At 34.0% G+C, this 22,422-nt stretch carries 25 protein-coding genes; 10 read left to right on the top strand and 15 right to left on the bottom strand.

All coding sequences use genetic code 11. From position 1 onward, the window contains the following. Positions 1–131: 131 nt before the first annotated feature. Entirely contained in the window at positions 132–506 is a 375-nt protein-coding gene (locus ACNFIH_RS08980; protein ID WP_426486357.1) for a DUF1508 domain-containing protein, read from the top strand. 126 nt (positions 507–632) lie between these two features. Here ACNFIH_RS08980 and ACNFIH_RS08975 read toward each other — a convergent pair whose 3' ends face one another. Together ACNFIH_RS08975 and ACNFIH_RS08970 are read right to left on the bottom strand one after the other, a co-directional pair. Continuing rightward, positions 633–845 (bottom strand): PG1828 family lipoprotein, encoded by a 213-nt coding sequence (locus ACNFIH_RS08975; RefSeq protein ID WP_035651649.1) that lies wholly within the window; start codon positions 843–845, stop codon positions 633–635. A gap of 341 nt (positions 846–1,186) precedes the next feature. Beyond that, positions 1,187–2,428: a 3-deoxy-D-manno-octulosonic acid transferase gene (locus ACNFIH_RS08970; protein ID WP_426486356.1), complete on the bottom strand. Its 1,242-nt coding sequence runs from the start codon at positions 2,426–2,428 to the stop codon at positions 1,187–1,189. 134 nt (positions 2,429–2,562) lie between these two features. On the opposite strand from ACNFIH_RS08970, the gene ACNFIH_RS08965 reads away from it, so the two are divergent. The 6 genes from ACNFIH_RS08965 (at position 2,563) to ACNFIH_RS08940 (ending at position 6,714) form a co-directional block, all read left to right on the top strand. Beyond that, complete coding sequence (locus ACNFIH_RS08965) at positions 2,563–3,696, top strand: DegT/DnrJ/EryC1/StrS family aminotransferase (protein WP_426486355.1); 1,134 nt, start codon at positions 2,563–2,565, stop codon at positions 3,694–3,696. Positions 3,697–3,699: 3 nt separating this feature from the next. Next, positions 3,700–4,140 (top strand): nuclear transport factor 2 family protein, encoded by a 441-nt coding sequence (locus ACNFIH_RS08960; protein WP_426486354.1) that lies wholly within the window; start codon positions 3,700–3,702, stop codon positions 4,138–4,140. Between the two features lie 16 nt (positions 4,141–4,156). Then, positions 4,157–5,173: a UDP-glucose 4-epimerase GalE gene (gene galE / locus ACNFIH_RS08955; protein ID WP_426486353.1), complete on the top strand. Its 1,017-nt coding sequence runs from the start codon at positions 4,157–4,159 to the stop codon at positions 5,171–5,173. An 80-nt stretch (positions 5,174–5,253) separates the two neighbouring features. Then, positions 5,254–6,159, top strand: a complete 906-nt coding sequence (locus tag ACNFIH_RS08950) for a DMT family transporter (protein WP_426486352.1) — start codon at positions 5,254–5,256, stop codon at positions 6,157–6,159. 52 nt (positions 6,160–6,211) lie between these two features. Continuing rightward, positions 6,212–6,403 (top strand): hypothetical protein, encoded by a 192-nt coding sequence (locus ACNFIH_RS08945; RefSeq protein WP_426486351.1) that lies wholly within the window; start codon positions 6,212–6,214, stop codon positions 6,401–6,403. After that, positions 6,388–6,714, top strand: coding sequence for a hypothetical protein (locus ACNFIH_RS08940; protein WP_426486350.1), 327 nt, complete (start codon positions 6,388–6,390; stop codon positions 6,712–6,714). Before ACNFIH_RS08945 ends, ACNFIH_RS08940 begins: the two co-directional genes overlap by 16 nt. Before the next feature lie 78 nt (positions 6,715–6,792). On the opposite strand, the gene fabD is transcribed toward ACNFIH_RS08940, so the two are convergent. Together fabD and ACNFIH_RS08930 are read right to left on the bottom strand one after the other, a co-directional pair. Continuing rightward, positions 6,793–7,668 (bottom strand): ACP S-malonyltransferase, encoded by an 876-nt coding sequence (fabD, locus tag ACNFIH_RS08935; RefSeq protein ID WP_155102558.1) that lies wholly within the window; start codon positions 7,666–7,668, stop codon positions 6,793–6,795. Positions 7,669–7,739: 71 nt separating this feature from the next. Continuing rightward, on the bottom strand, positions 7,740–8,102 hold the full coding sequence (locus ACNFIH_RS08930) for a DUF983 domain-containing protein (protein ID WP_426486349.1): 363 nt from the start codon (positions 8,100–8,102) through the stop codon (positions 7,740–7,742). A gap of 95 nt (positions 8,103–8,197) precedes the next feature. Between ACNFIH_RS08930 and ACNFIH_RS08925 the strand changes: the two genes are divergently transcribed. Continuing rightward, positions 8,198–9,061: a helix-turn-helix domain-containing protein gene (locus ACNFIH_RS08925; RefSeq protein ID WP_426486348.1), complete on the top strand. Its 864-nt coding sequence runs from the start codon at positions 8,198–8,200 to the stop codon at positions 9,059–9,061. A gap of 184 nt (positions 9,062–9,245) precedes the next feature. On the opposite strand, the gene ACNFIH_RS08920 is transcribed toward ACNFIH_RS08925, so the two are convergent. The 5 genes from ACNFIH_RS08920 to ACNFIH_RS08900 all read right to left on the bottom strand — a co-directional run bounded on the left by ACNFIH_RS08920 (position 9,246) and on the right by ACNFIH_RS08900 (position 13,442). After that, entirely contained in the window at positions 9,246–9,779 is a 534-nt protein-coding gene (locus ACNFIH_RS08920) for a YceI family protein (RefSeq protein WP_132989352.1), read from the bottom strand. Between the two features lie 284 nt (positions 9,780–10,063). Continuing rightward, positions 10,064–10,294 (bottom strand): (4Fe-4S)-binding protein, encoded by a 231-nt coding sequence (locus ACNFIH_RS08915; RefSeq protein ID WP_426486347.1) that lies wholly within the window; start codon positions 10,292–10,294, stop codon positions 10,064–10,066. A gap of 173 nt (positions 10,295–10,467) precedes the next feature. Next, the gene (locus ACNFIH_RS08910) at positions 10,468–11,184 is read right to left on the bottom strand and encodes a pirin family protein (protein ID WP_426486346.1); all 717 of its coding nucleotides are present in this window, start codon (positions 11,182–11,184) and stop codon (positions 10,468–10,470) included. Between the two features lie 410 nt (positions 11,185–11,594). Next, positions 11,595–11,954: a hypothetical protein gene (locus ACNFIH_RS08905; protein ID WP_035651667.1), complete on the bottom strand. Its 360-nt coding sequence runs from the start codon at positions 11,952–11,954 to the stop codon at positions 11,595–11,597. A gap of 6 nt (positions 11,955–11,960) precedes the next feature. Next, complete coding sequence (locus tag ACNFIH_RS08900) at positions 11,961–13,442, bottom strand: helix-turn-helix domain-containing protein (RefSeq protein WP_426486345.1); 1,482 nt, start codon at positions 13,440–13,442, stop codon at positions 11,961–11,963. Positions 13,443–13,650: 208 nt separating this feature from the next. Between ACNFIH_RS08900 and aceB the strand changes: the two genes are divergently transcribed. Together aceB and aceA are read left to right on the top strand one after the other, a co-directional pair. Continuing rightward, on the top strand, positions 13,651–15,252 hold the full coding sequence (gene aceB, locus ACNFIH_RS08895) for a malate synthase A (RefSeq protein ID WP_426486344.1): 1,602 nt from the start codon (positions 13,651–13,653) through the stop codon (positions 15,250–15,252). A gap of 200 nt (positions 15,253–15,452) precedes the next feature. Then, a complete protein-coding gene (gene aceA, locus ACNFIH_RS08890; RefSeq protein WP_426486343.1) occupies positions 15,453–16,733 on the top strand; it encodes an isocitrate lyase in 1,281 nt (426 codons plus the stop codon). Between the two features lie 106 nt (positions 16,734–16,839). On the opposite strand, the gene ACNFIH_RS08885 is transcribed toward aceA, so the two are convergent. The 6 genes from ACNFIH_RS08885 to ACNFIH_RS08860 form a co-directional block, all read right to left on the bottom strand. Further along, positions 16,840–17,415: a Crp/Fnr family transcriptional regulator gene (locus tag ACNFIH_RS08885; protein WP_426486342.1), complete on the bottom strand. Its 576-nt coding sequence runs from the start codon at positions 17,413–17,415 to the stop codon at positions 16,840–16,842. Further along, positions 17,415–17,735, bottom strand: a complete 321-nt coding sequence (locus ACNFIH_RS08880; RefSeq protein ID WP_426486341.1) for a DUF6370 family protein — start codon at positions 17,733–17,735, stop codon at positions 17,415–17,417. The genes ACNFIH_RS08885 and ACNFIH_RS08880 overlap by 1 nt, the downstream gene beginning before the upstream one ends. A gap of 3 nt (positions 17,736–17,738) precedes the next feature. Beyond that, positions 17,739–18,899, bottom strand: coding sequence for a formate-dependent phosphoribosylglycinamide formyltransferase (gene purT / locus ACNFIH_RS08875; protein ID WP_426486340.1), 1,161 nt, complete (start codon positions 18,897–18,899; stop codon positions 17,739–17,741). A gap of 10 nt (positions 18,900–18,909) precedes the next feature. After that, positions 18,910–19,383 (bottom strand): hypothetical protein, encoded by a 474-nt coding sequence (locus ACNFIH_RS08870; protein WP_426486339.1) that lies wholly within the window; start codon positions 19,381–19,383, stop codon positions 18,910–18,912. 392 nt (positions 19,384–19,775) lie between these two features. Beyond that, the gene (locus ACNFIH_RS08865; protein WP_426486338.1) at positions 19,776–21,644 is read right to left on the bottom strand and encodes a peptidase U32 family protein; all 1,869 of its coding nucleotides are present in this window, start codon (positions 21,642–21,644) and stop codon (positions 19,776–19,778) included. A 146-nt stretch (positions 21,645–21,790) separates the two neighbouring features. Beyond that, positions 21,791–22,381 (bottom strand): hypothetical protein, encoded by a 591-nt coding sequence (locus tag ACNFIH_RS08860; protein ID WP_426486337.1) that lies wholly within the window; start codon positions 22,379–22,381, stop codon positions 21,791–21,793. Positions 22,382–22,422 lie beyond the last annotated feature (41 nt).

Here is a 22,422-nt window from a genome sequence, read left to right as displayed (position 1 = left end):
CCTCTTCTTTTGAAGAGGCTTTTTTTATTGTGTAAAACTGCATTTAAAAGAAATTGGTAAAGTGGGTTTCTTTTAAAAATCTAAGAATCTAAGAATTCTAAAATCAACAATCTAAAATCTAATATTTCTAAATGGGTGCTTTTGTAATCAGCAGGCGATTTAATGACGAATATAAATTCACGTTTACTTCAAGGAAAGGAAAGGTGATTTTTACAAGTTTGAGTTATGAATTAAGATTTGAGTGTGAAGAAGATATACAGAAATTCAAGGAAAATATTGAGCTTGCGAAGTTTTTAAAGTTTAAAGGTTCTGGGGGAAAGTATTTTTTTAAATTGATGCTTGGAGAGCTTCATTTTGCTACAAGTCGTAAATATAGTACTGAGTTGCTTTTGCAGAAAGGAATAAGAGAGATTGTGACTTATGCTTCGAAATCGGAAATTTTGGATTTTTCGTCAAATGAATCGATTTTTGAAGATGAGGTTGTTGAGGAAGAAGAAATGGATTAATGTGAAATAAAAAAAAGTGTTTGCGATTGCAAACACTTTTTTTGTGCTTTTTGCAGAGGCTTAAATTTCTGCATAAAAAAAACCATCGCTATGATGGTTTTAAAATTTTTAGAACTTAGGTTCTAATTATTTTTTTACTTCTTCTACTTTAGCAGCAGCAGAATCAACTTTAGCAGCAGCAGAATCAACAGTTGCAGCAGCAGAATCAACTACAGTAGCAGCAGAATCAACAGCAACAGCAGTAGAATCTACAGTTTCAGTAGCTGCAGCGTCAGCTTTTTTACAAGATACAACAGTTAATACAGCAACAACAGCTAAACTTAAAAATACTTTTTTCATCTTACTTTATTATAAAAGGTTAATTATTAATTCGTGGCAAAGATATAAATTTTTTAATATGTAAAATATTTTTTCACTTTTTTTTTAAAATATTTTCATCGCTCACGATTATTCTATTTATCAAAAAACATGCCAAAATAGTAAAAAAATATTATATTATTGTATTTTTCGAAGAAATTATTTTTTGTTGCTGATTCGGCAATAAAAATAACGTTTGAGTTTGTATTACTTGTAGTTTGTTTTGTTTTTTGGGCAAAAAGCATTTAATGCATTAAGCTTAAAATGGGCTCTTTTAAGAGCTTTTTAGGGTAATAATGCTATTAGGTGAGCTTTGAGGGCTTTTAAATCGTTTCTGAAACTGTTTTCATGATGCAATCCGTTGCGCCTTTATTGTCTTGAATATAACTTTTGCAAATTTTACTTTTTTCTTCTAAATATTTTTCATCAGTAAGTAATCGATCAAAATGACTTTTTAATTCGTTGCCGTCAGCAATAGAAATGCAGCCTCCAAGTTTTACCAATAAAACTGCTTCTGCAAAGTTTGAATAATTTGGCCCAATTAAAATTGGAATTCCAAATGTAGCAGGTTCTAGGACATTATGTATTCCGGGATTTCCAAAACCTCCGCCAACATAAGCAATTGTTCCGTAACTGTAAATTTTGGTCAGCAGTCCAATAGTATCTACGATAAAAACATTATAATTTGATAAATCACCAGCTTGGTCTTTTTCGGAAAATAATACAGTTGATTTTGTGATTTGAGATTTTAAGCTTGAAATCTGATCTTCTTTGATATTGTGAGGAGCAATAATGAATTTCACCTTTTCCGAAGCTTGATTGATATATTCAGCTAATATTGCTTCATCTTTTGGCCAAGAACTTCCTATGACTATAGTTGGGTGATTATTTTTGAATTTTTCAATATAATCGACTGTATTGTCTCTTTCTAAAATGGCAGCAACGCGATCAAAACGAGTATCGCCAGATACAATTACATTTTGAAATCCAATAGCTTCGATTTTTTCTTTTGATTTTTCATTCTGAACAAAAAAATAAGTAAAGGCTTTTAATGCTTTTCTGTAAAAACCACCATACCATTTAAAAAACATTTGATTGTCTCTGAAAATACCAGAGATCAAATAGGTTGGAATTTTATTTGTTTCTAATTCTTTCAAATAGTTAAGCCAAAATTCATATTTAATAAAAAATGCGAGTTCGGGATGTGCTAATTCTATGAATTTTTTTGCATTGCTTTTTGTGTCTAATGGAAGGTAGATCGTGACGTCTGCAACTGTGTTATTTTTGCGCACTTCGTATCCAGATGGTGAAAAAAAGGTTACAATGATTTTATGCGACGGATATTTTTCTTTGATTTTTTCAATAACAGGAAGTCCTTGTTCGTATTCGCCAAGCGAGGCAGAATGAAACCAAATCGTTTTGTCTGATGATTTTATTTTTTCTTCTAAAATTGCAAAAACATTTTTTCGGCCTTCTGTAAAAAGCTTAATTTTCGGACTAAAAAGCGCTACGATTTTCAGAAAAAACCCCGCAATAGAAACAACTAAATTATATAAAAAAAGCATCTGTTTATTTTTGTGGCTAAATTACATTTCTTTCGATTATTTTCATTGGTTTGCAGGTATTAAATAACTATTTTTGTTGCTCCTTTTAAAGATTATGTTTAAAAATCAGGTCTTTATTTTAAATGTTATTCAAAATGAAAAAAATACAAATGGTTGACTTAAAGAGTCAATATGAAAAAATAAAATCTACAGTTGACGCTTCAATTCAGGAAGTTTTAGACACAAATTCTTATATTAACGGACCTTTGGTTCATCAGTTTCAAAAGAATCTTGAAGATTATTTAGGTGCAAAACACGTTATTCCTTGTGCAAACGGAACAGATGCTTTGCAAATAGCAATGATGGGTTTAGGTTTGAAACCTGGTGATGAGGTTATCACTGCCGATTTTACTTTTGCCGCAACTGTTGAGGTTATTGCTTTATTGCAGTTAACTCCGGTTTTGGTTGATGTTGATATGGTAAATATGAACATCGATATTGAAGCTGTAAAAAAAGCAATTACACCAAAAACAAAAGCAATTGTTCCGGTGCATTTATTTGGACGCGCTGCAAATATGGATGCGATTATGGAAATTGCAACCGAACATAATTTATATGTAATCGAAGATAATGCGCAGGCAATTGGAGCTGATTATATTTCTAAATCGGGTGCAAAAACTAAAGTTGGAGTAATCGGTCACGTTGCAGCAACTTCATTTTTTCCTTCTAAAAACTTAGGATGCTATGGAGATGGTGGAGCAATTTTTACAAATGACGATAAATTGGCGCATATTATCCGCGGAATTGTAAATCACGGAATGTATGAGCGTTATCACCACGATGTTGTAGGGGTGAATTCTCGTTTAGACAGTATTCAGGCTGGAGTTTTGAATGCAAAATTGCCTTTGCTTGATGAATATAATAAAGCACGTCGTTTAGCGGCAACAAAATATAATGCAGCTTTTGCTGGAAACAAACATATAATTACACCAGATTTTGATGTAAATGAGAACGATCACGTTTTTCATCAATATGTTTTAAGAATTATTGATGCTGACAGAAATGCTTTAATGCAGCATTTGTTAGATAAAGGAATTCCGTGTGCAATTTATTACCCAATTCCGTTGCATTCTCAAAAAGCATATTTGGATCCTCGTTATAAAGAAGAGCAATTTCCAGTTACGAATCAACTGGTTCAGGAAGTAATTGCTTTGCCAATGCACACAGAACTTGATGATGAACAAATTAAATTTATTACTGATTCTGTTTTAGAATTTTTAAATAAATAAAAAATGAGAAGAAGTAGTCTTTTAATTTTAATGATTTTTCTTCAGTTTTCGGCTTTTGCTCAAAAAGTAATTTCGAAAGAAGAAAAAGCTGTTATTGATCAAGTTGAAATTTTGCGCCAGGCTATGATTGATGCTGATGGAGCAAAATTAAAAGCATTAACTTCAGAAAAGCTGAGTTATGTCCATTCAAATGGCAATTTTCAAAATCAGACAGAATTTATTGAGGGAATAGTTAGCGGGAAATCCGATTTTGTAACTATCGATTTTCAAGACCAAACGATCACAATTCAAAATGATGTTGCGATTGTTAGGCACATACTCGCAGCTCATACTAAAGATGGCGGAGTTGATAAAGATATTAAAATAGGAATAATGCTCGTTTGGCAAAAACAGAAAAACAAATGGATTCTTATTGGTAGACAAGCGTATAAATTAACTACATAAAAAACAACCAAAAAAAATGAAAGTATTAGTAACAGGAGGATTAGGATTTATTGGTTCTCACACAGTAGTCGAATTGCAAAATGAAGGCTTCGAAGTTGTGATAATCGATAATCTTTCAAATTCTTCAGAAGATGTTTTAAAAGGAATTACAGCCATTACGGGAAAAACACCTTTATTTGAAAAAATTGATTTAAGAGAAAAAAGTGCCGTTCAGGATTTCTTTAAAAAATATAATGATGTTACTGGAGTAATTCATTTTGCAGCTTCAAAAGCAGTTGGTGAAAGTGTTGAACAACCATTGTTGTATTATGAAAACAACATTAGCAGTTTAGTGTATCTTTTACAGGAATTACAGCAAAAACCTGAGGCAAGTTTTATTTTTAGTTCGTCTTGTACGGTTTACGGTCAAGCCGAAAAAATGCCAATTACAGAAGATGCTCCTGTTCAAACAGCAATGTCGCCTTACGGGAATACAAAGCAAATAGGAGAAGAGATTATTACGGATACTGCTAAAGTAACAAACATCAGTGCTATTTTATTGCGTTATTTTAATCCGGTTGGAGCACACGAATCAGTGGAAATTGGAGAATTGCCTTTAGGAGTTCCTCAAAATTTAGTTCCGTTTATTACGCAAACGGGAGTGGGACTTCGTCAGGAATTATCTGTTTTTGGAGATGATTATCCAACATCAGACGGAACTGCAGTTCGTGATTATATTCACGTTGTAGATTTGGCAAAAGCACACGTAATTGCTTTACAGCGTTTATTGAATAAAAAGAATTTAGCAAAAGTTGAAACTTTTAATTTAGGAACAGGAAAAGGAAGTTCAGTTCTTGAAGTGATTCACAGTTTTGAAAAAGTGAGCGATAAAAAATTACCATACGTTATTAAGCCACGTCGTGAAGGTGATATTACTGAAGCTTATGCAAACACAGATAAGGCGAATAATGTCTTAGGATGGAAAGCTGAATTAAGTTTAGACGAAGCTATGGCAAGCGCGTGGAAATGGGAACAAAAAGTGAGGAATAAATAATCCTTTACATTAAAATTATAAAATTTTAAGGTCCCAAATTATAGTAATATAGTTTGGGATTTTTTTTAGATGATATTATCATGAAACAAAGTTTAGATTATAAATTGATTTTTGCTCTGGCAGCTGTTGGAATTATCTGGGGTACAACATTTTTAGGAATCAGGGTTGCGGTTGAAACGATTCCGCCTTGGTTTGTAACTTCAATTCGTCAAGGATTGGCGGGACTGATTATGATGACTATTTTGTTGTTCAAAAAAGAATTAAAATGGATTGGTTGGGGAAATTTCAAGCAACAGCTTATTCCTTCGGTTTTGATGATAGTAATTGCAAATGGTTTTACGACAATTGCCGAAAAGACTTTGCCAAGTGGATTAGCTTCTGTAATAAGTGCTTTATCTCCGATATTGATATTTCTTGGAAGCATTTTAGTGGGCTTGCAAAAAATGAGTTTTAAAGGTTTTGTTGGAGTATTAATTGGATTTTCGGGAGTCGTTTTTATATTCAAAGACGGACTTGGATCGTTTTTGGATGCTGATTACAGAACCGGAATGATGTTTATGGGATTTGCGATTTTGGCTTGGGCTATTGGAACAATTTATACCAAAACACACGCCAATAAATCGAATAATATTGTACTCAATTTGTTTTATCAATTTACAACGGCGTCTTGTATTCAGTTGGTTTTGGCTTCCATTTTTTCTCCAAATCCAGATTTTAGTTCGTGGACTTCCAGAAGTATTTTGGCGGCTTTGTATTTGTCGATTTTCGGATCTGTAATTGCTTTTTTTAGTTATAGTTATGCTTTAAAACATGTTACAGCGGTTCAGGTTTCTATTTTAGCTTATATAAACACGATAATTGCAGTTTTCCTCGGATGGTTGCTTTTGGATGAAGTCATTACAATTGATTTTATTATTGCGACAGCGCTTATTATTCTTGGGGTTTTTATTGTGAATTACAAGAAGAAGGAAAAGAAAGCTTTATAGATTTTGATTTAATTTATTTTGTAAATTTGTAAGAATATAAAATGTAAGAATAATGGATTCGGACAAAGAAAATAAAAAAAACAAGGTTGAAGAACCAAGAGTAGAATATGAAGTTCAAAAAACGAAATTCAAAGGAATAGATCCTGAAACTTTTGATTTTGATGCAGAGTTTGCAAAAGGATTGACACCAGAGCAAGCAAAAGCTGAATCTATTAGAAGAATTAGAGAATGGTGGGGAAAATAGAAGTTATCTTTACACCAGAAGTAATTCGATATCTAGATGATTTAGTTGTAACGTTATATAAAAAGGAATATTTTGGTTTTATTGAATCTGCGGAAGATTATGTTTCTGATATACATAATGCAATTCTAGAAAGAATAAAAAAATCTCCGCATAAGAAAACTCCAAAACCCTTTAGTTACTTAGGTTCAGAATATATTTTTTATAAACCCAACGCCAGAACAACTTGGTATGTGTTTTTTGAAAAAAGAAATCAAAATTATCTGATTACTGGAATTTTAAATAATTACAAGGCAGAAGCAAAAGAGCTATAAAATAAAATCCTCATAAACATTTCGTTAATGAGGATTTTTTATGAGTATAGTTTCAACTCATCACTAAAAACTTAAAAATTAAGCATTAGCAGTAACTGCTTCTTTATCAATTTTATTAATCAAACCAGCTAAAACTTTTCCTGGACCAACTTCGGTAAACAAAGTAGCGCCGTCAGCGATCATTTGTTGTACAGATTGTGTCCATTTTACCGGAGCAGTTAATTGAATGATTAAGTTCTTTTTAATTTCGTTTGCATCAGAAACTGCATTTGCAGTAACGTTTTGGTACACTGGGCAAATTGGAGTAGAGAACGTTGTTGCTTCAATTGCAGCAGCTAATTCTTCTCTCGCTGGTTCCATCATTGGCGAGTGAAATGCTCCTCCAACAGGTAAAATTAAAGCACGTTTTGCTCCTGCAGCTTTCATAGCTTCACAAGCTTTTTCAACAGCTGAAGTTTCTCCTGAAATTACTAACTGTCCTGGACAGTTATAGTTGGCAGCAACCACAATTCCGTCAATAGAAGCGCAAACTTCTTCCACAATATTATCCGCTAAACCTAAAACCGCAGCCATTGTAGATGGAGTAATTTCACAAGCTTTTTGCATAGCCAAAGCACGCTGAGAAACTAATTTCAAACCATCTTCAAAAGATAAAGTTCCGTTAGCAACCAAAGCTGAAAATTCTCCTAAAGAATGTCCTGCAACCATTTCTGGTTTAAAATCTTCGCCTAAAGTTTTAGCCAAAATAACCGAGTGTAAAAACACAGCTGGCTGAGTCACTTTAGTTTCTTTTAGTTCTTCGGCAGTACCTTCAAACATAATATCTGTAATTCTAAAGCCTAAAATTTCATTGGCTTTTTCGAATAGTTCTTTGGCTAAAGCCGAGTTTTCATATAGGTCTTTACCCATTCCTGTGAACTGTGCGCCCTGACCTGGAAATACGTATGCTTTCATTTGTCTAATTTGTTTTTTATTTTTTTGGAATTGAAAATTAGTTTCAATTGAAAGGCAAAAATAACACTTTTTTATTTCGTATAATCCTTAAACATGTAAATCCATGTTAACCTTGAAAATCTTAAATTGAAAGAAGTGAGCAAAGTAATCACAACAGCAATAATCGGGATGATTCTTAAATCGAAATTTTTCTCAAAGAAAAATTGTGCAATACAATAGGTTGCAATTCCCTGAGCAACTGTTAATCCGTAGTTTACATACATCGCTCCAAAGAAATAACCAGGTTCTTTTTGGAACTTGTAATTACAATGACTGCAGTATTCGTTCATTTTTGGAAGACCGAAAGTCAAAAAAATACTTTTGTCTGTAAATACTTTTCCTTTGTGACAAATCGGACATTCGTTGCTTAAAATATGAGTTAATGCATTTGACATGACTTTAATGTTTTTTATTTATACAAAGGTAATTCGGAGTTGGGTAAAAGTCTTTTTAGTATCTTCGCTACTTATAGCACAATAAAGACATTTTTATGCAAAAATATCCCGTTTATAGTGTTCAGAATTTTAGCTGTAATGATATTCATCGCGATTTTTATGTAAATACTTTTAAAGAGCATTTAAAAAGCCACAGTTTTGTCGAAGAACCGCATCGTCATGATTCGTATTTAATGGTATTTTTCACAAAAGGTTCGGGAAAACATGAAGTCGATTTTGATCAGTTCGAAATAAAAAGAGGAAGTTTATTTGTGCTTCAGCCTGGACAAATGCATCATTGGAGTTTGTCTGAAGATATTGAAGGCTTTGTAATTATCTTTTCGCAGGAATTGTATAATCTGTATTTCGGACAGAAGAACATCAACGATTATAATTTTTATCATTCGATTCATAACCGGCCGGAAATGGTTTTTGAAGAAAAAGAAATCCCAAAAATTCTTCCTTATTTTGATTTGCTGATTCAGGAAAACAATCAGAATAATAAATTGCAATTGGATAAAATGTTGAATTTATTAGATTGTATTCACATTGAAATTTCCAGAAAATACAGCGAAACCTATTCGCATCAAACACATTCGTACAATATCAAAATCAACAAATTCGAATCGCTTTTAGAGGAATATTTCAGAACAGAAAAACTCCCATCTTTCTACGCAGAAAAATTAAATATCACGCTAAAACATTTAAACAGAATCTGCAATGAAATCCTCCAAAAAACCGCCACAGAAGTGATCACGGATCGTGTAATTCTGGAAATTAAAAGAATGTTAATCGACAAACAATTAGCTGTAAACGAAGTAGCGTTCAAAGTTGGCTACGAAGACTACTCGTATTTCTCCAGATTCTTCAAAAAACAGACAGGAATCTCGCCAACAGAATTTCGAAATACTGTGCGATAGTTTTTTTTAGCCACAGATTAAAGGATTTTCACTGATTATTTAATTCCCATAAAACATAAAAAAATCCTTTTAATCTGTGAAATCTGTGGCAAAAACAATAATTCGTGGCTAATAAAAAAAGCCTGCACTCCCGAGAAAAAGTGCAGGCTTCTTAACCAACCAAATTAAAACCTATTATAAAGTATTAAGCTTGTTTTACGAATTGTAATTCGATATTTAATTTTACTTCTTCTCCAACTAAAACACCTCCAGTTTCAAGAGCTGAGTTCCAGTTTAAACCCCAATCTTTACGATTGATTTTTCCTTCGATGCTTAAACCAACTTTAGTATTTCCCCAAGGATCAGTCAAGATTCCGCTATATTCTACTGGGAATTTTACTTCTTTTGAAATTCCTTTGATTGTTAAATCTCCAGTTAATTGATAATCTCCAGCATCAATTTTTTTGAAAGATGAAGCTTTGAAAGTCAATTTCGGATTATTTTCAACGTCAAAGAAATCAGCGCTTCTCAAGTGTCCGTCTCTGTCTGCATTTGCAGTGTCGATAGAAGCGATATCACCAGAAAACTGGATATCTGCATTTTCGAAGTCATCTCCTTGTGTAGTAATTGTAGCGTCATAAGTTCCAAATTTACCTGAAACATTTGTAAACATCATGTGTTTAACTTTAAAACCAATTTCTGAATGTGTTGGGTCAATTGACCATTTTGTAGTTGCCATAATTTTATTTTTTTAAATAATTAATTTATTTGTTTCATTTTGATAGGACAAAGTTACGGTGGTAGTAAGCGTAACGCACTTAACCTAGATTAAGAAATAAAAATGGGATGTTTTTTGCCACAGATTACACAGATTAAAAGGATTAAAAAAAATATTGCCACGAATTGCACAAATTCCCACAAAATAAATTGAATTAAAATTTGTGGTAATTTGTACAATTCATGGCGAATAAAAATCACTTTAATCTGTGTAATCTGTGGCAAAAAAAAACTAATGCGTAAAGCTTAGCTTTTCTTATTCATATAAAAGCTCAACGCTCCCGAAGGACATTTATGAATCGTCTCAATAATTTTATCTGTAGTTGAAGCTTCAGGTAAAATCCATGGTTTTTCTTTTGGATGAAAAACATCCGGATTGTTTTTTACACAATTGGCAGAATGTATGCATTTTCCGGATTGCCAAACAATCGTTACTTCGCCGTTTGTGTATTCTTTAGTTAGGTTATTTGGATTCATGATTGAAAATTTTAAATAGTTAGTTTTAAGTAAATTAAGACCAATTTTCATCTAATAAAATTACGTTTTCTTTTTGAGTTTTGATGAAATTCGAGCAAAAAAAGAAACGATAATAAGTTGAAAATCAACTTAAATATCGTTTCTGAAAAAAAATATTAATTGTAATCTTTGAATTAGTAATTCATCGGAATGTCCATCAATAAAAATTCAGCATCTGTATTTGCTTTGATTGTTAAAGTGTCAGTTCCTGAAATTCCAACCGCATCACGAGTGTTTAATTCCTGACCGTTGATGGTTACGTTTCCTTTCAAAACGAAAGCATAAACTCCGTTTCCTTCTTTTTTAATTTTGTATTCGGTTGCGATTCCGGCATCAAAATTCCCCATGTTGAACCAGGCATCTTGGTGAATCCAAACTCCTTGATCATCTGCATTTGGAGATAGAATTTGAGCCAATTTATTATGTCTGTCAGCAACATCTAAAGTGATTTGTTGGTAACGTGGCGTAACGTTTCTTTTGTTCGGAAACAACCAGATTTGTAATAATTTAGTCTGTTGATCTGCATTTGGGTTAAACTCACTGTGCTGAACTCCTGTCCCTGCACTCATCACCTGAATATCACCATTTTTGATGATTTCAGTATTTCCCATACTATCTTTATGTGCCAAATCTCCTTCTAATGGAATCGTAATAATTTCCATATTATCGTGAGGATGCGTTCCAAAGCCCATTCCACCAGCAATTGTATCATCATTCAAAACACGAAGTGCTCCAAACTGAATTCTATCCGGATTGTACCAACTCGCAAAACTAAAGCTATGATAAGCATTTAGCCAACCGTGATTTGCATTTCCTCTTGTTTCTGCTTTGTGCAATACTATATTTTCCATGACTTTGTCCTTTTGTTATTTTTATAGTACAAAGATACGGTCAAGGTCGAGGAAAAGCACTTAATCTAGGTTAAGAAAGGTTCTGAGGTGCTAAGTGGCTAAGATTCTAAGGTTTTTTAGGAGCAGAAATTTTGGTTTTCAAAAGACGTTTAGTCCCGCTATCCGTTGCAATCTTTTGTGTCCGCCGCGGCGGACACAAAAGGATTTCCACTTCTATCGGGGCTAATTTAGAAGTTTTTGTTTTCAGAAGTTGAATAGACATAAAGGGAAAACGTTCCGAAGGAACAATACATATTGTAGGGATGGATTTTAATCCATTCTTCACAAGTGGCTCGACAAAGATTGGCGACTATAGGATTGGAATTTCTATTGCGATCTCTCCTTCGTCGAGATGACAAGATTGTCTCGAATTATTTAATCCTAATCAATTTCCCTTTTCCAGTTACTACATCAAGGTAATTAGAAACGGGACTTTGTTTATCATGCATAAAAAAATCAATAGTATCTTTTGCAATTTGATCTTTCGGAATACTTATAATTAAATCCCGATTAATGAAATGATCCAATACTATTACATTACCATAAGAAATTTTTCCTTTTGGCAAATACTTGTTATCAAAAACAAAAACGCTATCCTTAAAAGTAATTTTATCTTTTTGGATATAAGAATTGTCGTCTTCAATCAAATAATTGTAACGGCCAGTAAGTTTGTCCGTTTTTTGGTTGAAGTTGATGAAAAACAAGGTTATTAATAAGGCAAAATATTTCATAATGGTTTAACTATATTGATTTATAAACTGCTGAACAACTGCATCCGTATTCTCATGACGTTTCTCTTTCTCCAAAACAGTCGGCGGAGCGCTTCTTTCCAAACAATCTTTTACGGAACAAGTTTCACAAGTTACACCAACAATTCGTTTCACCAAAGGTTTTCCGTCAATGAATTTGAATTTCTTTTTCATTGTCGGATTAATCAAAATACCAACAGAAATACTTCTGATATAATTCTCTGCAAAAGGATCTTTTGTAGCCGATGAAAATACTAAATATTCGTTTCCGCTATTCGCATAACTAGATATTTGTGCGTCAAAGAAATGTGATTTATTTTGTTTGATGGCTTCGTCAATCGTTTTAACCGAAACCCATCTTCTGCAATAATGTTCGTTGGTTTCGTTGGCATGTGGTTCTTGCTGATGTGTAATGTGCAATTCTTTATTTATCTGATAAAAATCAGAACCTATTTTATGGGATAATCTTAAAAAGAATAAGTTTTTCAGCTGAAAATCTTTCGGTAATAAATTCGTTAATCGTTGATAAAATGATTCAGGCGAAACTTCGAAACTTTCAATTAATTGAACAAATTCTTCCGGTTTCGGATTTTCATTTTCCAAAAAAGAATTGATTTTATCTACAACCAATTTTCTAGGCAATAGTAAAGCACCCGCAAAATAAGAAGCGTAAAAATTATTCAAAACCTGATCGAAATTTTCAAACTTAATCCAGCTGAAAGTCAGTAAACGATCGGAGATTTTTAAATAATTATAAGCAATTTCTTTAGCTAAAATAAAAGCTTTTTGCGGAGGGTCAAGTTCTGTAGATAACAATAAAGTTTTGCTTTTTGGAACATAAATCGAACGTAAATCATCTAAAGCTTCCTGATCTGCAAAAGCAATTTCTTTAATGTTGTATTCGTATTCTTCTTTTAAAATTGCTTCCAATTCTTCAATACTAATTTTAGAATCCAGATTAATCTGAAACGACTTCGAAAACGAAATTACCTTTTCTTCTAAATCTTCAAAGTAATTACTGTGTGCTTCCTGATACGAACGTAAAGCGGCCAAAAAGAAACTTTCACGGCTTAGGTTGTAATGCTGCGCAATTTCGATAATAGTACTAATAAACGCATTGACTTTGGCCGGAGCATTCGCAATAATATCAATTAAATCGGCTTCCTGAATTCCGAAAAGTTCAAGTGGAATCTCTTTTAAAATTCCGGATTTTAAGATTTCGCCAATCGGAGCGAGGTTGTTATCGAGTTTTAAAGACACCATTTGGTCGTAAGTCACATCCAAATGTTCGCAGAGCAATAAAATTTTGTCTGTTTTAGGATATTTTTTTCCTTTTTCAATCTCGTTTAAATACGATTTTGAAAGATTTGTCAATTTGGCCAAGCCAAAAAGTGACAGATTTTTTTGCGTACGGACTTGCTTCAATTTTAGTCCGAAGATCAGCTTTATATAGTCTTTTTCGATATCCATGAACCAAATATAGTTAATCTAAAAATAATCGCCAAAAAATTATTTTTCATTTTTAGCGAACGTTCGCTTGTTTTGTAAAAAACTTTTTTATAATATTGTCATGTAGAAATTATTAAAAATCAAATTGTTACGATTTTGATATTCTGAAATGAATAGACGATGAATAAATGATGAGAATTTTTTCTAATAAAAAAATAAAACCACAGCTATGAAAAACCAATTAGAAATTACCGAGACGGCGATGGAATTTTTAGCCGAAAAGAAGCTTCGTTATCCAAAAATCTGGACAGAAGAGGCAGTTGCTTTTATAACTGAATTGCATAGAAAATTCGAATCACAGCGAAAACTATTGCTTTTGCAGCGAGAACAAAAACAAGTCACTTTTGATCAGGGAATCATGCCGGTTTTTATTCCAGAAACTAAAAGTGTGAGAGAAGGCAATTGGACAGCTGGTGAAATCCCAAAAGATTTATTAGATCGAAGAGTGGAGATTACCGGGCCAGTTGATCGCAAAATGATAATCAACGCTTTGAATTCGGGAGCAAAAACTTTTATGGCCGATTTTGAAGACAGCACTTCGCCAACCTGGCAAAATCTAATGGATGGGCAAGTGAATTTGATTGATGCGGTTAACAAAACCATTACCTATACCGATTTGGTAAAACAAAAATCCTATCATTTAAATGAAAAAATCGCAACGCTAATTGTACGTCCGAGAGGTTTGCATTTGCCGGAAAAGCATCTTTTAATTGAAGGAAATGAAGTTTCTGGTTCTTTGGTAGATTTTGGATTGTATGTTTTTCATAATCATAAACGTCTTTTAGAAAATAATTCAGGACCCTATTTCTACATTCCGAAACTAGAACATTATTTGGAAGCACGCTGGTGGAACAATGTAATTGATTTTACTGAGGATTATTTAAAACTAAAACGCGGAACGATAAAAGTGACGGTTTTAATTGAAACGATTACAGCAAGTTTTCAATTGGATGAAATCATTTATGAATTGAAAGAACATATCGTGGGCTTGAATTGCGGACGCTGGGATTATATTTTCTCATACATCAAAAAGTTCAGAAAAAATCCAAAGTTCATCGTTCCAGATCGCGATCAGGTAAATATGACGTCGCCTTTTATGAATGCCTATTCAAATTTAGTTATTCAAAGATGTCACAAAAGAGGTATTCATGCGATTGGCGGAATGGCAGCTCAAATTCCGATTCGAAATAATGAAGAAGCCAATGCTGTCGCTTTCGCAAAAGTAAAAACCGATAAAGAACGTGAAGTTAGAAACGGTCACGACGGAACGTGGGTAGCACATCCCGATTTGGTTTTATTGGCAAAAGAAATTTTTGATAAAGGAATGCCAACTCCAAATCAAATTCACATAAAAAGAGAACATCGAAAAATTACAGAAGCTGATTTGATTGAACCACCAATTGGAATCATCACTGAAAACGGTGTTCGAAAAAATATCAATGTTGGAGTTCTATATCTGGCTTCATGGCTGAATGGACAAGGCGCTGCCGCATTGCATAATTTAATGGAAGACGCCGCAACGGCTGAAATTTCGAGATCGCAATTATGGCAATGGCTTCAGAATAAAGTGCTTTTAGATAATGGACGAAAATTAGATCTGGCATATTATCACGAATTGGCTTTGGACGAATTCAGAAAAATAAAAGAGGAATTAGGCGAGGAAAATCACGAAAAACAACAATTTCCGCTTGCTGAAAAAGTATTGGAAAGATTAGTTGTAAATACTGAGTTTGTTGACTTCTTGACTATTCCGTGTTACAAATATTTATAAGAAAAAAAATCCGCTGAATCTGCGAGATCTGCGGGCTAATAATTTTTTCATGCAGATTTAGCAGATCATGCAGATATAATATGAATGAAAAGATCTACGCAGATCTTCTGAATACTATTTATTTAAGTCCAGTTAAAACTGATTACTGATAACTGCGACTGAAAACTTTACTTAACTAACCACTTTAACTTAAACTATTTATGAAAACAACAGAAGACAGAATTCAGGAATTGATTAACGATTGGATAACGAACCCAAGATGGAAAGGTGTTGAGCGCCCTTACACTGCGAGTGAAGTAGTTGAACTTCAGGGTTCTTATCATATTGAGCACTCTATCGCCAAAATGGGAGCGCAAAAATTATGGAGAAAGTTAAAAAGTCAGGATTATGTAGCTGGTTTGGGAGCGTTGACTGGAAATCAAGCGATTCAGGAAGTCGATGCGGGTTTAGAAGCAATTTATTTAAGCGGATGGCAGGTTGCTGCTGATGCGAATCTGGCGGGTGAAATGTATCCGGATCAATCACTTTATCCGGTAAACAGCGTTCCGATGGTGGTAAAAAAAATTAATAATGCGTTGTTACGTGCTGATCAAATTCAGACTGTAAATAAAATTGAAGATAAAAAAGATTACTTGGTGCCAATTGTAGCGGACGCCGAAGCAGGTTTTGGTGGTAATTTAAATGCTTTCGAATTAATGAAGTCTATGATTGAAGCTGGAGCTTCAGGAGTTCATTTTGAGGATCAGTTGAGTTCTGCTAAAAAATGCGGACACTTGGGCGGAAAGGTTTTGGTTCCGACTCAGGAAGCAATCAATAAATTAATTGCTGCACGTTTAGCTGCAGATGTTATGGGTGTTTCGACTTTAATCGTTGCCAGAACAGATGCAGAAGCAGCTAATTTATTAACGAGCGACGCAGATCCAAGAGATAGAAAGTTTTTAACAGGCGAAAAAACTGCTGAAGGTTTCTTCTACGTAAAAAATGGAATTGAGCAGGGAATAGCAAGAGGTTTGAGCTATGCGCCTTACGCCGATTTAATTTGGATGGAAACCAGTAATCCGGATTTAGAATTTGCAAGAAAGTTTGCAACGGCTATGAAAAAAGAATTCCCGGATAAAATGCTGGCTTACAATTGTTCTCCATCTTTTAATTGGGCAGCAAAATTAAGTGTTGCTGAAATGGAAACGTTCAGAGAAGATTTAGCGGCAATGGGATATAAATTTCAATTCATCACTTTGGCAGGATTCCATGCTTTGAATACCAGTATGTTTGAATTGTCAAAAGCGTATAAAGAACGCGGAATGGCAGGATATTCTGAATTGCAGGAACGCGAATTCGCTTTACAAAAAAACGGATTCAGAGCAGTAAAACATCAGGCTTTTGTTGGTACTTCTTATTTTGATGCGGTTCAAAATACAGTAATGATAGGAAGATCTTCAATAACAGCAATGAAACATTCTACTGAGGTTGAGCAATTTTAATTCTTTTTTTTACCATTAAGATATTAAGAAAGTTAAGCTTTATATCCTTAAAAATAAGAAAGATTAAGTCTGGCTTAATGAATCTTAATATCTTAATGGTTTAATTTTACTTTTTCAAAAGCCTTGCTTTCATTTTGCTGAAGAATTCAGGCGTTACACCAATGAAAGAAGCGATTTGTTTTTGAGGGACTTTGTGTACCAATGTTCCATATTTTTTTGTGAATTTTTCAAATCTTTCTTCTGCAGGCAAGCTTAAATTGTCCATTAACCTTTGTTGATTTGCTACTAAAGAGTTTTCAATTAAGATTCTGAAAAAACGTTCCAGTTTTGGAATTTCAAGATACAATTGTGCTTGGTTTTCTTTGGATAAAGAAACAACTTCGGCTTCTTCTAGAACTTCAATAAAAAGCTGCCCCGGTTTTTCTGAAAAATAGCTGTACATGTCGCTTATCCACCAGCCTTCGCAAGCAAAAGATAAAACATGTTCTACAATATTATCGTTGATATTGAAACTTCTTAAAATTCCGGAGTTTACGAAATAAGAATGTTTGCAGACTTCACCGGCATTCAATAAAATTGTTTTGGCTTTATAAGTATGCGTTTCTAGTTTAGATAAAAAAATAGCTTGTTCCTCTGGTGTTAGAGAAACGTGTTTGGCAATATTTTCAAGGATTAATGCCATTATTTTTTCTCCTCTATTAAGGTAAACGAAGTTGCCACAAAACGATCCTTTACAATAGAACCTGTAACAGAAGCTTTTCGAATCGCGTTACAGAAACCGTCTTTTGCGTGCGCGTCTCCATGCTGATCGATTTTTGTTCCATCAACGAAATATGATTTTCCGTCAATACGAACGGCTAAATCACAGCTTTTGCCTTTCATTCCGAATTGGCATTCTCCACAAGAAGCTTCTACAATTGTTGGTTTGTCAATTACTTTTTTAGACTGAGCCTGAGTTGCAATTCCGATAAACAGGAAAAGCGCGAATATAAGTTTTTTCATTTTTTAAGAATTTACAGTTATTAATTTTGCGGTTTCTTTGGCGCGTTCTGTTACTTCATTAATTGGAGTTGAAAGTGTATCATGACTTAAAACAACTCCCATTCGGCGATATGGTCTTGAAGTTGGTTTTCCAAAAATTCTGAAATCGGTTTTTGGTAAAGCGGCTACTTTTTCGATTCCGGTAAAAGTTGGATTTGCAGAATCTTCTGATGCTAAAATTACGGCACTTGCTCCAGCTTTTTCTAAAGTAATTTCGAAAATTGGAAGACTTAAAATAGCTCTTAAATGCAATTCGAATTCGTTGAAATTCTGTGTTCCGGCTAAAGTTACCATTCCGGTATCATGCGGGCGCGGAGAAAGTTCAGAGAAATAAACGCCTTCTTTTGTTAGGAAAAACTCAACACCAAAAAGTCCGGCACCTCCAAGTGCTTCGGTAATTTTTTCGGCCATATCCTGCGCTTCGTACAAGTCTTTTTCTGAAACCAAAGCCGGTTGCCAGCTTTCCTGATAATCGCCGCGTTCTTGTCTGTGGCCAATTGGAGCACAAAATAAAGTTGGATTGTTATTTTGAGTAATCGTTAAAAGTGTAATTTCTGAATCAAAATTGACAAAAGCTTCTACAATGACTTCGATAACATCGCCACGCGAACCTGCAACGGCATATTGCCAAGCTTTTTCGATATCACTTTCTGTTTTTATAGTCGATTGTCCTTTTCCAGACGAAGACATTAAAGGTTTTACTACGCACGGAATTCCAACTTCCTGAACGGCTTTTTGTAATTCTTCGGCTGAAGTTGCGTATTGATATTTAGCAGTTCTTAGTCCAAGTTCTTTCGAGGCTAAATCACGGATTGCTTTACGATTCATGGTAAAGTTTGCCGCTTTCGCTGAAGGAACAACAGTGATGCCTTGTTTTTCGTAATCGTAAAAACGTTCGGTACGAATGGCTTCTATTTCAGGAACAATAAAATCGGGTTTGTGTTTGGCTACGATTCGGTCAAGCGCTTCGCCGTCGAGCATATTGATGACTTCAAAACCGTGTGCAACTTGCATAGCTGGTGCATTTTCGTAACTGTCAACTGCAATTATGGTTTGTCCGATTCGTTGTGCGGCAATGACAAATTCTTTGCCTAATTCGCCTGAACCTAGGAGTAGTATTTTCATTTTGTTTGATTTAAAGTTTGGTTTTTAAGCTTTGTTTTACAATTATAATACTACTGAAAAGCGTTGACACAATTAATATAACAGATAAAATTAAAATCATCATCAATGAAAATAAAATCTGAAAATAAAATTCTGAAAGCAAAACAAAGGATATTCCATTCAGTAATAATCCAATAATATAAATTATAAAAAGAGCTAGAATTATTTTTAAACTTACTTCAAAAGTGAATTGTGAGCAAGCTTCATATTTAGTGTCTTGAGATAAAGAAGAACTTATGTTTTTTCCAGATTGTCCGAAAATAAAAACTATAAAAAGAGGAAAAATTATCCCCCAAAAGATAAGGCTTCCATTAGTGCCAAAATCTGCGATAAATTCTAATGGATAAACTAAAAAGTTAAAAGAGAAGATGGATAAAGGAAAAATTGAACACACCAAAAATCCAGCTATAATTGCATATTTTTGAATGTCTTTGTTTGTTTCCATTTAAATTTATTTAAAGAGTAAAGATAAATAAAATGGAATTTATTCTCACGCAGATTTTGCAGATTCGGCAGATTTATTTAATTGGAATTTAATTTTTAAATAAATAGTTTGTCATTCCGAGGAACGAGGAATCTCCGCAAGCAGCTCTACAAAGATTGGCTTATTGGAACGGAGTTACTCGCGGAGATTCCTCGTTCCTCGGAATGACAAGATTGTGGAAAAATATAATCGTAAAAGATCTTATTAACACGTTTGCGTGAGGGATAGAAGTGGAAAGCCCACAGCCTGACGAAGGAAGTGCGAGGACTTGTAACGGATAGCCCGGTTCGCCGCGGTGAAACACGCCCAAAATAAAAAACCGATACTTCTTTTAAAAAGTATCGGTTTGTATGTTAATGAAAATGATCTTCTTCAATCTCAAATTCAGCATCTTTTTCCCAGATTTCCATTTCGCAGGGTTTGCAGTTGAATTTTAGTTTGTATTCCAATTCTCCCTGTTTTAGTACTAATGGCTCTTTTACCTTAACACCAACTATGTCTTTTTGGTGTATCGGGCATTTTTTTAATTCGTATTTGATGCAATATTTGGTTGTCATTACACGAGATTTTCCTGGATCCCATTGTAATTCGAATGCTTTTTCGATTTCGGTAACACCGTGGCGTTCGTAGAATTTACGAGCGGTTTTATTTGAAACATTGTACATGAAATCTAGTTTGGTTTCAGGATACGGATGTGACGTTTTTACCAATTGGTGTTCTTCGCGTTTGTAATTTGCCAAACGAATTTCTGATAATTGCTCGTAAACCGTTCTTCTCATTTCATTGATTTTTGAAATCGGAAGAAACCAGTTTTGAGAAAACATAATGTTGATTTCGTCAGCACTGTAAGGTGTAAAACCTGTTTTTGCTAATTGAACTTTGATGTTTTCTTCGATTGACTCGCCAGTTTTTGTCTGTTCTTTTGAGTGCTCTAAAATAACTGTACTTACGTTTCCGTCTTCGTCGGTTGCGATTAACTCAAAACCGTTTTCGTTTTCGGTAAGCAATAAAGTAGTTCCGATTTTACGGATCGCACTGTCTTCTCTTTCAACAATTTTGATGAAAGCGATATCATTGTTTCGGTAAATGAAAGTCCCGTCTTTTATTTCTTTTAAAACGTTTGGATATACTTTTCCGTTTTCGGCTTTGTTTACGTAGATTCCGTCCGCTTCGTTATTTTCGTTGATGAAGCAAAGTCCGTCACCATTGTTTAATAATTCGCCGTTCTCGATTTCGTAAGCATTTCCAACAGTTCTGATTAATTTACCAATATATTGCCCTTTTGATTTTGGGCTTTCCCAAGAACCAATCGAGCTGTGTCTTTCGTTAACGAAATAATCCGTATAACCACGGTTGAAAGTTCTATTTAAAGTAGAGTCAAAAGTATACGTACATTTTCCAGAAGAAGCTTTCGTGTATTTATCGCTTCCTTCTAAATAACTGTCTAATTTTTGACGAAGATAAGACACGTTGTTTTTTACGTAAGCTACATCTTTTAATCTTCCTTCGATTTTAAAAGAAACGATTCCGGCTTCAATTAAATTTGGAATTTGATCTGAAACATCTAAATCTTTAATCGAAAGCAAGTGACTGTTTTTGATTAAAGTTTCTCCGTTTCCGTCGATTAAGTTATAAGGTAAACGGCAGTTTTGCGCACAAGAACCTCGGTTCGCGCTGCGTTCTCCGTTTGCCACACTCATATAACAGTTTCCACTGAAAGAAACACATAAAGCTCCGGTTACGAAAAATTCTAATTCAACATCAGCTTCGTCATAAATCGTTTTTATTTGATGCAGGTTTAATTCGCGCGCCAAAACGACACGTTTGATTCCGGCATCTTTAAGGAATTTAATTTTATCGGCATCACGATTATTGGCTTGAGTGCTGGCGTGAAGTACGATAGGAGGAAGCTCCATTTCCATAATCGCCATATCCTGAATAATCAAGGCATCAACACCAATATCGTATAATTCCCAAATCATTGCGCGACAAGTTTCTAATTCGTTGTCGTACAAAATGGTATTCATAACAACAAAAACCTGAGCATTAAATAAGTGTGCGTATTTTACTAATTCGGCAACATCTTCAATAGAGTTGTTGGCATTAGAACGTGCACCAAATTGCGGCGCACCAATATATACAGCATCGGCACCACTGTTTATGGCTGCGATTCCTCCAATTAAATCTCTAGCAGGAGCTAATATTTCGATTTTCTTCTTCATTTCTAAAACTTTAGACTTTTGTGGTATTCCCGAAAAAAAGTGTGCAAAGGTCTAATAAATTATTCGAGTTTGCTAGTGATGAAGCGATTTTTTTGAAATTGTTAACTTAATATGGAATGATGATAAGCGAAAAATATAAACTTATATTAATCAATCGGAAAAGTATATCCAACAGCAAATATTGCTGTTGACTGTTTTGCGGCTGGATGAAAGTAACCAGAAATGCCAATTTCTAGACTATTTTTTCTCCCGATGGCTAACCCAACACTAAAAGGAATATGCATTAAAATGGTGCTTTTATTAAAATTAACGTTTGGTGTAAAGGTTTCGAATTTGCCTATAGAAGTTCCAATACCACCTTCGATAAATGGAGCAACCCATGGAATTGGAGCACAAATACGAATTTTTCCTCCCATCAAAAAAGCATTAGTTGTTACTTTATATTGAGGTTGATTTTGTATATTTTGATCTTTATCAACAGATTCAAAAATCGCAATGGCGTAAGGTCTTATGCTAAGCCATGACTTTAGTCCTATAACATATTCGCCTTGAAGATAAAGACCGCCTCCCATAACATCTACTTCGTCTTGGCTTCCATAATCTTCGATATAATAAGAAGCACTTGATCCATAACCTATTGATGCTTTAATGAATTTACCTGTTGTTTGTGCTTGAGAATAAGATGAAAATAATGATGCCAAAATAATAGCACCGAAATAACGTAAAGTTAAGGTCATAAAAATAGTTTTGGTTAGAAATTGGTTGCGACTAAAATAAG

Origin of the sequence: Flavobacterium sp. 2 (assembly GCF_049949195.1) — a bacterium.
Lineage (GTDB): Bacteria > Bacteroidota > Bacteroidia > Flavobacteriales > Flavobacteriaceae > Flavobacterium.
This window is presented reverse-complemented; position numbering and strand designations above follow the sequence as displayed.

Bases quoted from the DNA above. Each gene is read 5' to 3' on its own strand.
- ACNFIH_RS08980 (WP_426486357.1), top strand. From the start codon at position 132: ATGGGTGCTTTTGTAATCAGCAGGCGATTTAATGACGAATATAAATTC.
- ACNFIH_RS08975 (WP_035651649.1), bottom strand. From the start codon at position 845: ATGAAAAAAGTATTTTTAAGTTTAGCTGTTGTTGCTGTATTAACTGTT.
- ACNFIH_RS08970 (WP_426486356.1), bottom strand. From the start codon at position 2,428: ATGCTTTTTTTATATAATTTAGTTGTTTCTATTGCGGGGTTTTTTCTG.
- ACNFIH_RS08965 (WP_426486355.1), top strand. From the start codon at position 2,563: ATGAAAAAAATACAAATGGTTGACTTAAAGAGTCAATATGAAAAAATA.
- ACNFIH_RS08960 (WP_426486354.1), top strand. From the start codon at position 3,700: ATGAGAAGAAGTAGTCTTTTAATTTTAATGATTTTTCTTCAGTTTTCG.
- galE (WP_426486353.1), top strand. From the start codon at position 4,157: ATGAAAGTATTAGTAACAGGAGGATTAGGATTTATTGGTTCTCACACA.
- ACNFIH_RS08950 (WP_426486352.1), top strand. From the start codon at position 5,254: ATGAAACAAAGTTTAGATTATAAATTGATTTTTGCTCTGGCAGCTGTT.
- ACNFIH_RS08945 (WP_426486351.1), top strand. From the start codon at position 6,212: ATGGATTCGGACAAAGAAAATAAAAAAAACAAGGTTGAAGAACCAAGA.
- ACNFIH_RS08940 (WP_426486350.1), top strand. From the start codon at position 6,388: ATGGTGGGGAAAATAGAAGTTATCTTTACACCAGAAGTAATTCGATAT.
- fabD (WP_155102558.1), bottom strand. From the start codon at position 7,668: ATGAAAGCATACGTATTTCCAGGTCAGGGCGCACAGTTCACAGGAATG.
- ACNFIH_RS08930 (WP_426486349.1), bottom strand. From the start codon at position 8,102: ATGTCAAATGCATTAACTCATATTTTAAGCAACGAATGTCCGATTTGT.
- ACNFIH_RS08925 (WP_426486348.1), top strand. From the start codon at position 8,198: ATGCAAAAATATCCCGTTTATAGTGTTCAGAATTTTAGCTGTAATGAT.
- ACNFIH_RS08920 (WP_132989352.1), bottom strand. From the start codon at position 9,779: ATGGCAACTACAAAATGGTCAATTGACCCAACACATTCAGAAATTGGT.
- ACNFIH_RS08915 (WP_426486347.1), bottom strand. From the start codon at position 10,294: ATGAATCCAAATAACCTAACTAAAGAATACACAAACGGCGAAGTAACG.
- ACNFIH_RS08910 (WP_426486346.1), bottom strand. From the start codon at position 11,184: ATGGAAAATATAGTATTGCACAAAGCAGAAACAAGAGGAAATGCAAAT.
- ACNFIH_RS08905 (WP_035651667.1), bottom strand. From the start codon at position 11,954: ATGAAATATTTTGCCTTATTAATAACCTTGTTTTTCATCAACTTCAAC.
- ACNFIH_RS08900 (WP_426486345.1), bottom strand. From the start codon at position 13,442: ATGGATATCGAAAAAGACTATATAAAGCTGATCTTCGGACTAAAATTG.
- aceB (WP_426486344.1), top strand. From the start codon at position 13,651: ATGAAAAACCAATTAGAAATTACCGAGACGGCGATGGAATTTTTAGCC.
- aceA (WP_426486343.1), top strand. From the start codon at position 15,453: ATGAAAACAACAGAAGACAGAATTCAGGAATTGATTAACGATTGGATA.
- ACNFIH_RS08885 (WP_426486342.1), bottom strand. From the start codon at position 17,415: ATGGCATTAATCCTTGAAAATATTGCCAAACACGTTTCTCTAACACCA.
- ACNFIH_RS08880 (WP_426486341.1), bottom strand. From the start codon at position 17,735: ATGAAAAAACTTATATTCGCGCTTTTCCTGTTTATCGGAATTGCAACT.
- purT (WP_426486340.1), bottom strand. From the start codon at position 18,899: ATGAAAATACTACTCCTAGGTTCAGGCGAATTAGGCAAAGAATTTGTC.
- ACNFIH_RS08870 (WP_426486339.1), bottom strand. From the start codon at position 19,383: ATGGAAACAAACAAAGACATTCAAAAATATGCAATTATAGCTGGATTT.
- ACNFIH_RS08865 (WP_426486338.1), bottom strand. From the start codon at position 21,644: ATGAAGAAGAAAATCGAAATATTAGCTCCTGCTAGAGATTTAATTGGA.
- ACNFIH_RS08860 (WP_426486337.1), bottom strand. From the start codon at position 22,381: ATGACCTTAACTTTACGTTATTTCGGTGCTATTATTTTGGCATCATTA.